Origin of the sequence: uncultured Psychroserpens sp. (assembly GCF_947503375.1) — a bacterium.
In the GTDB taxonomy this organism is placed as follows: Bacteria; Bacteroidota; Bacteroidia; order Flavobacteriales; family Flavobacteriaceae; genus Psychroserpens.
In genome coordinates, this window is record NZ_CANNDQ010000008.1 from 1 (window position 1) to 12,924 (window position 12,924).

Consider the following 12,924-nt stretch of genomic DNA (forward strand, 5'->3'; position numbering starts at 1 on the left):
AATCTGTGATTACTAGAACTTGGACATTAACTGATGACTGTGATAATACAACAACACTTGTACAAACCATTACCATTCAAGATACTACAGCACCTACATTTACTGTACCTGTAGATATTACTTTGGATTGTAATCAAGATTCAAATGACCTAACAATTACTGGTGATGTAACTGATGAAGCTGATAACTGTTCTACTGGCTTAGACGCAACATTTACAGATAATATTGCTATTGGCGATTGTGCTAACGAGCTGGTAATAACCAGAGTCTGGAGACTGGAAGATGATTGTCTTAACACAACCACTTTCAATCAAATAATCACAGTTGTAGATAACATTGCACCTACATTTACTGTACCTGCTGATATCGCTATCGAATGTGATCAAGATCCTAATGAGCTTACGCTTACTGGTGATGTAACTGATGAAGCTGATAACTGTTCTACTGGTCTAGAGGCTACATTCTCTGATGCTGTTGCTGATGGCGCTTGTGCTAATGAATCTGTGATTACTAGAACTTGGACATTAACTGATGACTGTGATAATACAACAACACTTGTACAAACCATTACCATTCAAGATACTACAGCGCCAAGCTTAGTTTCCGATTTAGAAGATGAAATATTTGTTGTTTGTAATGAAATTCCTGTAGTGCCAGAATTGGTATTTGAAGATGCTTGTTCAACTAATATAAGTGTTTCATTTACTGAAAACTCAACTTCTGATGGAACTACTGAAGATTATATGATCATAAGAGAATGGTTAGTTGGTGATGAATGTGGAAATGAAGCTATTTATTCTCAGATCATTAATGTAAGCGTAGAGAGCATAATCGATGCAGTTGATACAACACTTTGTATTGAAGATGACTTTGAATTTGATCTATTTAGTTTACTCTCTGGAAGTTTTGATACTGATGGTATATGGACAGTTACTTCTGGCAATGCAACTATAGATGGAAGTTTATTCAATCCATCATCACTGCTAGATAGTAATGGAGAATTTACTGAAGCTGATCTAGGTGATTATGTTTTCACATATACTGTTGGCGGAATTTGCCCAAGTGAAACTGAAGTTACAATTACTATTGATGATGAATGTGTGGTTCTTCCATGTGGCGAAGGAGATGTAATTATTTCTAAAGCCGTGACAGTGAACAACGATAATATTAATGAATTCTTTACCATTACTGGTGTGGAAGATTGTGGGTTCGTTATCGAATTGCAAATATTCAATCGTTGGGGAGCAAAAATATATGACAACTCAGATTATCAAAATGACTGGAATGGTGTTGCCTCTAGAGCTTCTATTGGAAGTTCTGGATACGTGCCAACAGGAACATATTATTATGTAATTAATTTAAGAAACAGTGGATTAAGACCTTTCACAGGCCCAATCTATGTATCAACAAACTAAATCTTAACCTAAAATGAAATTAGTAAAGTTTAATATTATAGCGTTTATACTGCTTAATTGCTGGTTCGGAGCTGCACAACAGCTTCCACAGTTTACTCAGTATATGTACAACACGATTTCTATTAACCCTGCTTATGCTGGTAGTAGAGAAACATTGAGTGTTGTAGGTTTGCATAGAAGCCAGTGGGTAGGTCTTGAAGGAGGTCCTACTACACAAACGCTATCTATACATACACCGTTGAGAAATGAAAAAATTGGAATTGGTGTTTCATTCATAAATGATGAATTAGGATTTCAAAATTTCTCTTATCTATATGGTGACTTCTCATATACTATTCAAGTAAGTGAAAATAGTCAATTAGCCTTTGGTTTAAAAGCTGGTTTCACCAGTTTTAGTCTTGATCCAGATTTTCAACTTTCTGAAGCAAATGACCCAGTAATCTTTGGTTTTGAAGATCGTTGGAAACCTAATATTGGTACTGGTGTTTATTGGCATAGTAACAGATGGTACTTAGGGCTTTCAGCTCCAAGAATTTTGAATACTGATTATACTGGTGATGCAGAATTTGAGGCTTTAGAGCGAATAAGTTATTATTTTACTGGTGGTTATGTATTTGATATAAGTGCAAATACTAAATTTAAGCCAGCCATGCTATTAAAAGCTACCAATGGCGCACCTTTATCTTTTGATATTACAGCCAACTTTTTGTTTCATGAAAAGTTCTGGTTAGGTGGTGCATATAGAGTAAATGAAAGAGCATCTGCTCTTGGTGGCATTGCCGATTTTCAAGTCTCAAAACAATTGAGAATAGGTTATGCCTATGAATACCCTTTATCTGACCTAAGACCATATACTAGTGGAACACACGAAGTTTTATTAATGTTCGAAATCTTTAAAAGCAAACGTATTAAATCGCCTAGATACTTCTAAAAACTTAATCATGATGAAAACAAAATCTTTACTATTATTTTTTGTGCTCAGTAGCACATTCATGATTGCTCAAGAAAAGCTAGCTGATAAGTTTTTTGGCAATTATGGCTATGTAAAAGCAACCGAACTTTACAAAGAAGTTCTTAAAAAAGGAGATACAAGTCTGCACGTTTTAACGCGCCTTGGAGACTGCTATTATAACAACTCTAAGTCTGAAGAAGCTGCGTTGTGGTATGAAAAGGCTTTGAAAAAATACGATGAGAAAGTCAATCCTGAATATATTTATAAATACATTCAATCTTTACGAAGCTTAGGGAAATATACTGAAGCCAATGAATGGATGAAAAAATTTACTGAGATTCAAAATAACGACACTAGAGCTAAAGATTATGATCCAGAAAATATTGCTAAATACAATGAATTAGCAAAAACAGAGAATGATCGCATCGTTAAACTTATAAACCTTCCATTTAATTCAAAATATTCAGATTTTGGTTCATATGTGTATAATGACCAACTATACTTTGCTTCTGCTCGAAATACTGACGAGAAGAAACTTTATAGTTGGAACCAGGAGCCTTTTCTAGATCTTTATAGCGTTGCAATAAATAAAGATGGTGATTCCATTAGTTATGGTAGTGCCGATTTTTTAAATGCTGAAAAAGTAAATACAGATTATCACGAAGCTTCAATAGCAATAACAAATGATGGCAAAACTATGTATTTTACTAGAGATAACGTGAGCAAGAAGAATAAAGTACAATATGATAAAAAAGGAACCACTCACCTTAAACTGTATAGAGCTTCTCTTGTAGGTGAAATCTGGACAGATATTGTTGAGCTTCCATTCAATGATGACATTTTTTCAACAGGTCACCCTACACTGAGTCCTGATAACAAAACTTTATATTTTGTTTCAGATCGTGATGGAGGTTTAGGACAAACAGATATCTACAAGGTAGAAATTACAGGAGATAATACCTACTCTGAACCTGAAAATCTGGGTGAAAAAATAAATACTGAAGGACGTGAAATGTTTCCTTTTGTAAGTAAAGATAGTACGTTTTACTTTTCATCTGATGGGCATTTGAACTTAGGTTTATTAGATATTTTCAAGTCTGACATCCTTAAAGATAGTACCGCAGAATCTGAAAATCTTGGCGCACCATACAATAGTGGTTATGATGATTTTGCCTTTTTCTTGAATGATTCAGAAAATGAAAATGATAAAACAGGCTACTTTTCGTCTAACAGACCAGATGGCCAAGGTAGTGATGATATATATAGCTTTGATGCAAGTATCTGTATTCAAACAATTAAAGGTATTACAAGAAATAGTAACACTAATGAAATTTTAACAGGTGTTACCGTAAAATTAATTAATGAGGTTGGAAAAGTTCTAGAAGAAGTTGAATCTAACGAGAATGGTGAATATCAATTTATGGTAGACTGTGATAAGAAATATACTATTGTTGGTAGCAAAGAAGATTATAAAGATGATAAAAAAACGGTTTCTACCAATAATGAAAATGAAAAGGTCACTGAGGTTGACTTAAATTTAGAACCTTTAATAAAGGACAACCAAATTGTTATCAACCCAATATTCTTTGACTTTGACAAATGGAATATCAGAACTGATGCTCAATATGAACTTGAAAATATTGTTGATGTTATGAGAGCTCACCCAACAATGGTCATCAAAATTGAATCACATACTGATAGTCGAGGTAGTGACAGATATAATATGAAATTATCAGACAGAAGAGCAAAATCAACTAGAGATTATATTATTTCTAGAGGTATTGCTGCTGAAAGAATTGAGAGTGCTATTGGTTATGGTGAATCACAATTATTGAATAAGTGTTCTAATGGTGTGAAATGTAGTAAAGAAGAGCATCAATTAAATAGACGTTCATACTTCTATATTTTAAAAGAATAAGCTTTCCCTCTATTTTTATAACTAGAAAAGCAGGCTATGAAATAGCCTGCTTTTTACTATTAATCATAAAAAAGTCTCAAGACTGAATTTATTAACCATACATTCTAGTAAGCCCCTAATGTATTAGACATTACATTAGAAGATCTTAATTCGTTCCTAACTAACGGAAGCTAGGCTTAAGATGTCATCCAACCTGAGACTTATTTTTTAATAAAAAAGCCAACAAAATAATTGAATTCTGAAGAAATGTAGGCTAATACAAATCAATTAAACTATGAATCAAAATCTTTCTTATGTTTGTTGGCATAATTAATATTATTAGTTAGTCTTTTTTAGTTTATAAACACCATTAAAGTTTAAATTCCACGTTTTTCCTTCATCACTGGAGCTTTCCATAATTTGAGTTACATTTCCTGTTTCATTATCTTTTTCATAACTCATTCGTATTAGGTTACCATCTCCTTGATCAGACATCATCATTAAATAACCTTCCTTTGCGCTAGTTTCTTTGAACTCAATTTTACCATTATTCTTATCAATCCATATTTGAGTGTATAACTGGTCAGCGGCATCATAATAATTCATACTTCTACCAAAATAACCACCTAAAGTTCTATAGTCTTCATGTAATGTACAACCACCTTCACTTTTAGTGATATAACTATCTGCAGTTTTTTTTCCTTTTACATAAACATCCCACTCACCTAGCCAAAAATCTAGTTTTTTATATTCTGCACCATATTTACAAGGATTAGCACTGGCATCAACTTTTGATCTTAAATTTTCAAATTCTTTATTATCATTTAAATAATCAAACTCTTCAGTTTTCAATACTGCCATACTATTAAATCCGTTACTAACCATCTCATTTAGTTGACGCAAAACTAGTTCAGATTTTTGCTGTCCAGCATACATTCTTAATAAATTAGAATTTACAAAGACAGCAGGTTGAAAATTATTTTCTTTAGCTTTCAACATATAAGCTTCAGCTGTATTATAGTTTTTCGTTCTAATCAATGAAGCACCCTTAAAAAAATTTGCTTTAGCATTTGCCTTATCTACCGTCAATATTGAATCACAAACATCAATACAGGCTGAATAATCGGCAGCATTAAAATGGGCTAACATTTTATCGTCATTATTTTGTCCGTAAACAAAACACAAACAAACCATACTTATAACTGTTGCTATTGAATATTTTTTATACATATCATCTAATATTAAAACTCTAAAATATCATATTAGACCTAAATAAAAATGTAAAAAACGCCTATGGCTTAAGTATATAATTGATAAATTTGTTTAGGAGAAAATCCTATTACAGATTTAAAATCTTTTATAAAATGTGACTGATCAAAATATCCCAAATCATAAGCTAGTCCAGTTAAAGAATTATACGATTTATCCTTTAAGAGTTTTAAGCTAGTATTGGCTCTTTGAATTTTACAATATTGGCTTGGTGAAGTACCTATTTCTTCATTAAATCGCTTTCTAAATTGCGAGCTACTTAATTTTACTACATCTAGAAGCTGACCTACTTCTATAAAGCCGTTACTGTTATGAATATATTGCAAAACTTTATCTATGGTAGAATCTTTTCTATTCTCTACTTTTGATTTAAGAAAATTTTCGATACAATTTACTCTTTCGGTATCAGTTTTTGCTGCTTCTATTCTTGATATAAGAAGATTACTATCATTCCAAATTTGAGATAACTCTACTAGTTTATTTTGAAATCTATTTAATTTTTCCGGAATGAAATACTTGGTAGCATCTGGTTTAAACTCTACGCTTATTACTGAAAGATTATTAGACTTTTCTGGCTTAACGTAATATGATTTACTATGAAGACCTCCAATGAAATTTTTTGGTCTTGTTTCCCAACCATCAGAATAAGATGTACTGTGTTGAATATCTGAATTTCCTTGAATTACCATTTCAAATACACCCTTTGGGTGTAAAAGCGTCTTATTACTACTTTTAAAATGGTAGATGTATATATTGCTAATGTATTGCTTCAAAAATCTAGAAGGATATTGCTTGACTATTAAAGACTCATTATACATTTTGAATAATTTAGCAAAGGTTAGTACTCAAATGTATTAAATAGATTTTATGGAAATCTCAATATTTTGTTAATTAACAAGTGCATTCACAATGCTAAATGTTAAAAATAAAAAAGCCACAGACATGCTGTGGCTTAAAAACAATGGTTTGCTATTAATCAAGTTTTTAAAGTGTATTATCGTTTAATGAAAATATTTGTAAAATACCATTTACCTTGCGCGTTTTGCTCTGCAGATATGTCAAAGTCAGTAAAATCACCTTCAATATTGGCTCTATGGCCATCGCTGTTGATCCAAGCATTAACAACAGATTGCGCTGAACTGAACGCATAGGCTACGTTTTCTGATACTCTAGTAGCAGAAGCGTTTTGCATTAAACTATTTTTACGTTGAAAAAAATTATCGTGAGATACATTATCAACCTCTACCATGTAATCTGTATGTGTAAATGCCACAGCTTTAATGATATTATGATTATTTAACGGATTTAAACCTATTTCTATTCTATGAGCATTGATGAGCTCTAAAATTTCAATTTCTATAGTTTTAGGTGTTGGTGCATTTTGTAGTTCTATGTTATCAATTGTTTCTTCTGGAAAATCTTCAGTTGAACATGAGAACGTTAACAAAGCTAATAGTGCCAAAAAAGGCAGTAATTTTGTAGGTTTCATAAGAGCGGTTTTTAGATTTGGTACTCTAAAATAGAATGCTCATTAGAAAGATACTGTTAACAATATGTTAAAATCGATAAAATACATGCATTTCATCGAAAATATATGTAAATCATCGATGAAATACACGTTTTGAATGTAAAAAAATGTAATACACCGGTAGTAATATGTATTTCATCGAAAATATAATTTTGAGATTTATGGGGATAGTCGTTCCATGATCCAGTTTAAATTTTTATCTAATTTGAATCGAATTCTGTCATGTAACCTATTAGGTCTTCCTTGCCAAAATTCAATTTCATTTGGCTTTACCATAAAACCACCCCAAAAATCTGGTCGTGGTATTTCTTTTCCATCATATTCTTTTTCAAGATTTTTTAATCGTTGTTCCAAATTTGCTCTGCTAGTAATGGTATCACTTTGCTTAGATACTATTGCACCTAATTGACTACCTCTTGGCCTTGATTCAAAATAGCCATCACTTAAGTTTTCTGAAATTTTTTCTGCCCTACCTTTTATAATTACTTGCCGTTCGGCTTCTGGCCAAAAAAATGAAAGACATACGTTTGGGTTCTTAGAAATAGCTTTTCCCTTTTCACTTTCATAATTAGTAAAAAAAATAAAGCCTTCATGAGTAAACTTTTTAAGTAGCACTACTCTATTTTTAGGGAAACCATCTAAACCGATTGTACTTAAAGTCATTGCGTTGGTCTCACCAGTATTAAAATTGATATCAACTTCATGAAACCATTTTTGAAAGACTTCTAGAGGGTTATCACTAATGTTATTTTCAAGCAACTCTTGCTTTTCGTATGATTTTCTATAATTACTTAAATCTGTGTTCATTAGCGCTTAAATTATGGATTTAATTTTTATTTTGTTTCTTTGCTTCGTTTATTTCATATAAATTTAAACAATAATCCCTACTAATGAAATTTGAAAATAGCAAATATTCTGACCTCTTAGAATACAAAAAGATTTCTCTCCCCTATGGAAATTTTTATATCACCAAAATGTTCATCATTTCAGAACTTAAAGAAGGTATTCATGTTGACCATGCCATGGTAAGTGAAATCATCAGCAAGTTCTCTGATGAGATTACAATAGGTTTAAAGGTTGGTTACATAGCCAATCGTATTAACTCATACTCTTTTGATCCGCAGCTTTGGTTAGACTTTAACAACGACCACGACTTCTTGATCGCTACTGCTATAATTTCATATAATGAACTTAATTATATGAACGCTACCATTGAAAAGCAATTTTTCAAGAAAAGTCTGAAACGCTGTCATAGCCTCGAAGAAGCCATAGAATGGATGCAAGGACTTGAAGAGTTTGAATTAATTACAAATTAATCAAAATTAAATACTTTTCCATCGACTGCTAACTTCGTATTTTTAAAAATCGGCTCAGCTTCTTTTTTAAATATACTAAGATCATCATATCTTGTAGAATAGTGGCCTAAAATTAATGTGCCAGAATTTGACATTTTAGCAATTTTAGCAGCTTGTTTAGCAGTACTGTGCTTTGTTGATTCAGCCAATTCTTTATTTTGCTCTAAAAACGTAGATTCATGATATAATACATCTACATCTTTAATTATGGGTAAAATAGATTCTGAATAAGCAGTATCACTACAAAACGCATAACTTTTTGGTTTATTTGGATCTCTAGTCACCGTTTTATTTTCTACCACAGCTCCTTGTCTATTTTCAACATCAAACCCTTGCTTCAATTTTCTGTAATAAGAAACCTCAATATCTGCATTAAGTACAGCATTCATATCTAGTTTACGTTCTCCAAGTTTTTCTTTAAATAAAAAACCATTAGTATATATTCTATGTTCTAGAGGAATGGTATAAACTTCTACCTTATCATCTTCATAGATAAGCTCTGAAGTTGTAGATGTCAATTCGTGAAAAATAAGTCTGTAATTGGTCCAAGAATCTGATAACTTCATTTGAAGTGTGATGACTTCTTTGAGTCCTTTAGGCGCATAAACATGCAAGTCGGCTTCTCTTGTTAAGAGTCTGAAAGTGGAGACAAGTCCAACTAAACCAAAGCAATGATCACCATGCAAGTGGGAAATAAAAATATGTTTTATTCTACTGAATTTTATTTTATTTCTGCGAAGTTCTACTTGTGTACCTTCACCGCAATCAATCAAAAATGTATGGTTCTTAATCTCTAGTACTTGTGAAGTTGGATTGGTATTAGTTCGTGGTGTAGCACTATAGCAGCCAAGTATGGTTAGTTTCATATACTATTAGAATCCTAGATCGCGCTCAATATCTTCCATTTCGATAATATCATATGCTTCTTGAATTGTTGGAACTACAACAATTTCGTCTGGAGTTTCGTTTAGATCTGTCTTATCTGTTACAATTACAAATGAATGCTTAGCCTTCCTGTGCGTATTAGATAATTGCAAGAACTCAACAATATCAGATAAAGGTATTTTATCTAAGGTGGTTAAACAGATGACAATGTTATTATTTTTATAGCGTTCGTATAAGACATCAATTTTTTTGACAAGTTCTGTTGTCGTTTCTTTTTCTTGAGTTATTATAGTCGTGTTTCCGTCTTTATCAAAAATCATAATTTTAATGTTTTATTTTGGATGCTAGTAAATAAATAACTGCCATTCTAATGGCTACACCATTTTCAACTTGATCTAGAATAATAGCTTGATTAGAATCTGCGACTTCACTTGTAATTTCTACACCTCTGTTGATAGGTCCTGGATGCATAATTGTTATTTCCTTATCTAACGAGTTCAATAGTGATTTATTAACACCATATAACTTTGTATATTCTCTTGTTGAGGGAAAATAACTCATATCCATACGTTCGTTTTGTACGCGTAACATATTTGCAACATCACACCAATTTAAAGCTTTACGCAAGTCAGTTTCTACCTTTACACCTAAGTCTTCAATATACTTTGGTAATAGCGTCTTTGGACCACAGACCATAACTTTAGCACCAAGCAATTGAAGGGCATAAATATTGGAAAGTGCAACTCTGCTATGCAATATGTCACCCACAATAACCACATGTTTCCCCTTTATTTCTCCTAAACGTTCTCTAATTGAATAGCAGTCAAGTAATGCTTGGGTTGGGTGTTCGTGAGCACCATCACCTGCATTTATAATACTCGCATCAATATGTTGAGATAAAAACACACCTGCTCCAGGGTTTGGATGACGCATGACTACCATATCGACCTTCATCGATAGAATATTATTAACAGTATCTATTAATGTTTCTCCCTTTTTTACTGAAGATTGTGAAGCAGAAAAGTTAATCACATCTGCAGACAAACGTTTTTCAGCTAATTCAAATGAAAGTTTAGTACGAGTAGAGTTTTCAAAAAATAGATTAGCAATAGTTATATCTCTAAGCGAAGGAACTTTTTTAATTGGTCTATTAATCACTTCTTTGAAATGATCTGCCGTTTCAAAAATCAACTGGATATCTTTTTTATTTAGATATTTAATTCCTAATAAGTGATTGACACTTAATTCGCTCATAGTTATTAATTATTAATCAAATATACTGAGTCTTCACCTTCGTTCTCTACCCAATTAACTTTTACTTTTTCTTCATTGATGGCATCAACTTGTCGTCCTCTATAATTAGGTTGAATTGGTAAATGCCTACTAAAACGTCTATCTATTAACGTTAACAATTCAATTTCATTAGGTCTACCAAATGATTGGATTGCTGTTAATGCTGCTCTAATGCTTCGCCCAGTATAAAGTACATCATCTATAAATACGATATTCTTATTCTCTACTAAGAAGTCTATATCTGTAGTATTGGCTTCCAATATTTTTTCACCTCTTCTAAAATCATCTCTAAAAAAAGTAATATCTAAATGCCCTAATTGTAGATTTTTGATCTTATAATCTGTTTTAAGAATTACTGCTAAACGATCTGCAAGATACTTTCCCCTAGGTTGCAAACCTATGAGAACTGTATTCGTAAAGTCGTTGTGATTTTCAATTAGTTGACAAGCCAGTCGATGAAGAATGATGTTTACCTCTTTGGCATTAAGTAACACTTTTTGACTCATGTGGTTTCCAAACGTATTTGGTTGACAAAGTTAAGTGTTTTAATTTAGAAATTAAAAAAGTCGGGCAAACATATATTATCAGTACCAAAATTATAATAAATAATTATTTTTTGACCACAATTTTATTATGAGTAGTATTACTTCCCTCAAATGAAATTTTAAATATATATACACCATCTGCCATTTCGCTGATATCAACAGAGTTGTTATTAAATGAATTTATTGTTTTTACTAACCTTCCGTCTAATGCGTAAATAGTTATTTTTCCCAAAGGTTTATTAGCAGAATTTGAAATTGTAACTAATCCAGTAGATGGATTAGGATATACATTTATAAAAGGCGTGTTATTTTTATATTCAGTAACATTTAATAGCGCTCCACAATTTGCCATAAGCGCTTGCACTGCATTATTAACATTAAGTCTACCTCCAGTAGTGGTAATTCCATTTAAACTTAAATTTGAGTCGACATTATCAAGTATTAAATCTCTTACAATTCTTGCGGCTTCTGCAGGATCATTATCTGCTAGATCAGCTAGTTCTTGACAAGGAGCTGAATATAACAATGCAATTGTACCAGTAACATGTGGTGTTGCTCCAGATGTTCCGCCAAAACCACCATATCCGTTATTCCAACTAGTCGTAAATGCACCTTCACCAGGAGCACCAAGATCAATAGTCTGAACACCATAGCCCGCATCAGTTACTTTTATATCATTAATATTTGTATTTGTAACTGATATTAAATATTCACTTGGACAAGCGGTTGGTAAATCACCAACAATATCTACATCAAAATTTCCGTTGATCGTCGCTCCACAACTTAAAATCCCATTTTGACCTAATGTATCATACAATGCACACCATAATGGTGCATTCGCTGGGTTTCCAAAATCAACTCCCCAAGAAGCATTTGTTGCCACAATAAAAGCACCTTCAGTTCCATTGGTTTGGTTATATAATATTCTAGCATCTAGGGCGTAACTATATGCTTCAATAACTTCAGCTTCATTGGTGTCAAAATCATTTCTAATAATCATGAGTTTTACGTCCCAATTAACTCCTGCTACTCCAATTCCATTATTACCTTTAGCTCCAATAATACCAGCAACTGGAGTACCATGACTACCGCCAGCAATATTTCCATCGTTTGCTACTGTGTTCCATCCTAAATAATCATCTACATACCCATTTTGGTCATCATCTAGATCATTATCAGGAATTTCCACTTCATTGATCCAAATATTATCTCCAAAATCTTCATGATCAATATCATGACCATCATCTAAAACAGCAGCTACGATAAGATTTCCATTTAATGTAGTTCCTCCAGTAGTGACATCCCATGCTTCGCCAGCATCAATATCTCCATCACTCATTTGAAAATATTGCCACTGTTGATTGATTAATTGATCATTTGGTATATTAAGTCTCGTAGTTACTTTGTGATTTTTTTGAGCAACAAGGATATTTTTACTTCTGTAAAATGCATTAATGGCATTGTTTTCAGTAATTGAAGGCAACAAACGAATCTGCCAAATATTCAAAGCTTTTGAAATGAGTTTGTATTCTAAAATAGGTATATCATTAAGTTCCGGAGTAATATGAGACATACTTATTCCCTTATCTAGTTGAACTAAAATCTCGTTGGGTACAATACTTGGTTCTTGAGTATAAGCCTTTCCGACTATTAAGACAATTGCAAATAATAGTAACTTCCTCATAATGAATATTTTATTTACTTCATAAAAGTACAGAAAAGCAATCATTATAAATTAATTAGTTATTAACAAAAAAAGCTTCTCAGAAATGAGAAGCTTTTTTT

General features: G+C 32.2%; 13 protein-coding genes. 4 read left to right on the forward strand and 9 right to left on the reverse strand.

The window, feature by feature from the left end:
* The 3 genes from Q0876_RS13350 to Q0876_RS13360 form a co-directional block, all read left to right on the forward strand.
* A partial coding sequence (locus tag Q0876_RS13350; protein WP_299228698.1) for a gliding motility-associated C-terminal domain-containing protein occupies positions 1 to 1,415 on the forward strand: 1,415 nt, incomplete at its 5' end.
* Positions 1,416 to 1,428: 13 nt separating this feature from the next.
* Positions 1,429 to 2,346, forward strand: coding sequence for a type IX secretion system membrane protein PorP/SprF (locus Q0876_RS13355; RefSeq protein WP_299228701.1), 918 nt, complete (start codon positions 1,429 to 1,431; stop codon positions 2,344 to 2,346).
* Between the two features lie 10 nt (positions 2,347 to 2,356).
* A complete protein-coding gene (locus tag Q0876_RS13360) occupies positions 2,357 to 4,285 on the forward strand; it encodes an OmpA family protein (RefSeq protein WP_299228703.1) in 1,929 nt (642 codons plus the stop codon).
* 318 nt (positions 4,286 to 4,603) lie between these two features.
* On the opposite strand, the gene Q0876_RS13365 is transcribed toward Q0876_RS13360, so the two are convergent.
* The 4 genes from Q0876_RS13365 to pdxH all read right to left on the reverse strand — a co-directional run bounded on the left by Q0876_RS13365 (position 4,604) and on the right by pdxH (position 7,868).
* Positions 4,604 to 5,494, reverse strand: coding sequence for a hypothetical protein (locus Q0876_RS13365; protein WP_299228704.1), 891 nt, complete (start codon positions 5,492 to 5,494; stop codon positions 4,604 to 4,606).
* Positions 5,495 to 5,562: 68 nt separating this feature from the next.
* Positions 5,563 to 6,351 (reverse strand): AraC family transcriptional regulator, encoded by a 789-nt coding sequence (locus Q0876_RS13370; RefSeq protein WP_299228706.1) that lies wholly within the window; start codon positions 6,349 to 6,351, stop codon positions 5,563 to 5,565.
* A 176-nt stretch (positions 6,352 to 6,527) separates the two neighbouring features.
* Positions 6,528 to 7,022, reverse strand: a complete 495-nt coding sequence (locus tag Q0876_RS13375; protein ID WP_299228708.1) for a CAP domain-containing protein — start codon at positions 7,020 to 7,022, stop codon at positions 6,528 to 6,530.
* A gap of 198 nt (positions 7,023 to 7,220) precedes the next feature.
* Positions 7,221 to 7,868, reverse strand: coding sequence for a pyridoxamine 5'-phosphate oxidase (pdxH, locus tag Q0876_RS13380; protein ID WP_299228710.1), 648 nt, complete (start codon positions 7,866 to 7,868; stop codon positions 7,221 to 7,223).
* A gap of 83 nt (positions 7,869 to 7,951) precedes the next feature.
* Here pdxH and Q0876_RS13385 point away from each other — a divergent pair, with 83 nt between their 5' ends.
* The gene (locus Q0876_RS13385; protein ID WP_299228712.1) at positions 7,952 to 8,377 is read left to right on the forward strand and encodes a hypothetical protein; all 426 of its coding nucleotides are present in this window, start codon (positions 7,952 to 7,954) and stop codon (positions 8,375 to 8,377) included.
* Here Q0876_RS13385 and Q0876_RS13390 read toward each other — a convergent pair.
* The 5 genes from Q0876_RS13390 to Q0876_RS13410 form a co-directional block, all read right to left on the reverse strand.
* Positions 8,374 to 9,282: a ribonuclease Z gene (locus Q0876_RS13390; RefSeq protein ID WP_299228714.1), complete on the reverse strand. Its 909-nt coding sequence runs from the start codon at positions 9,280 to 9,282 to the stop codon at positions 8,374 to 8,376. The two genes, Q0876_RS13385 and Q0876_RS13390, sit on opposite strands and share 4 nt — an antisense overlap.
* A gap of 6 nt (positions 9,283 to 9,288) precedes the next feature.
* Entirely contained in the window at positions 9,289 to 9,621 is a 333-nt protein-coding gene (locus Q0876_RS13395; RefSeq protein ID WP_299228716.1) for a ribonuclease Z, read from the reverse strand.
* 4 nt (positions 9,622 to 9,625) lie between these two features.
* Positions 9,626 to 10,555, reverse strand: coding sequence for an aspartate carbamoyltransferase catalytic subunit (locus Q0876_RS13400; protein ID WP_299228718.1), 930 nt, complete (start codon positions 10,553 to 10,555; stop codon positions 9,626 to 9,628).
* Between the two features lie 5 nt (positions 10,556 to 10,560).
* Positions 10,561 to 11,100, reverse strand: coding sequence for a bifunctional pyr operon transcriptional regulator/uracil phosphoribosyltransferase PyrR (gene pyrR / locus Q0876_RS13405; RefSeq protein WP_299228719.1), 540 nt, complete (start codon positions 11,098 to 11,100; stop codon positions 10,561 to 10,563).
* Positions 11,101 to 11,203: 103 nt separating this feature from the next.
* Positions 11,204 to 12,823, reverse strand: a complete 1,620-nt coding sequence (locus tag Q0876_RS13410; protein WP_299228721.1) for a S8 family peptidase — start codon at positions 12,821 to 12,823, stop codon at positions 11,204 to 11,206.
* Between the last annotated feature and the right edge of the window lie 101 nt (positions 12,824 to 12,924).

What these genes read in the sequence shown, in the direction of transcription:
- Q0876_RS13355 (WP_299228701.1), top strand. Translation starts at nt 1,429, where the DNA reads ATGAAATTAGTAAAGTTTAATATTATAGCGTTTATACTGCTTAATTGC.
- Q0876_RS13360 (WP_299228703.1), top strand. Translation starts at nt 2,357, where the DNA reads ATGATGAAAACAAAATCTTTACTATTATTTTTTGTGCTCAGTAGCACA.
- Q0876_RS13365 (WP_299228704.1), bottom strand. Translation starts at nt 5,494, where the DNA reads ATGTATAAAAAATATTCAATAGCAACAGTTATAAGTATGGTTTGTTTG.
- Q0876_RS13370 (WP_299228706.1), bottom strand. Translation starts at nt 6,351, where the DNA reads ATGTATAATGAGTCTTTAATAGTCAAGCAATATCCTTCTAGATTTTTG.
- Q0876_RS13375 (WP_299228708.1), bottom strand. Translation starts at nt 7,022, where the DNA reads ATGAAACCTACAAAATTACTGCCTTTTTTGGCACTATTAGCTTTGTTA.
- pdxH (WP_299228710.1), bottom strand. Translation starts at nt 7,868, where the DNA reads ATGAACACAGATTTAAGTAATTATAGAAAATCATACGAAAAGCAAGAG.
- Q0876_RS13385 (WP_299228712.1), top strand. Translation starts at nt 7,952, where the DNA reads ATGAAATTTGAAAATAGCAAATATTCTGACCTCTTAGAATACAAAAAG.
- Q0876_RS13390 (WP_299228714.1), bottom strand. Translation starts at nt 9,282, where the DNA reads ATGAAACTAACCATACTTGGCTGCTATAGTGCTACACCACGAACTAAT.
- Q0876_RS13395 (WP_299228716.1), bottom strand. Translation starts at nt 9,621, where the DNA reads ATGATTTTTGATAAAGACGGAAACACGACTATAATAACTCAAGAAAAA.
- Q0876_RS13400 (WP_299228718.1), bottom strand. Translation starts at nt 10,555, where the DNA reads ATGAGCGAATTAAGTGTCAATCACTTATTAGGAATTAAATATCTAAAT.
- pyrR (WP_299228719.1), bottom strand. Translation starts at nt 11,100, where the DNA reads ATGAGTCAAAAAGTGTTACTTAATGCCAAAGAGGTAAACATCATTCTT.
- Q0876_RS13410 (WP_299228721.1), bottom strand. Translation starts at nt 12,823, where the DNA reads ATGAGGAAGTTACTATTATTTGCAATTGTCTTAATAGTCGGAAAGGCT.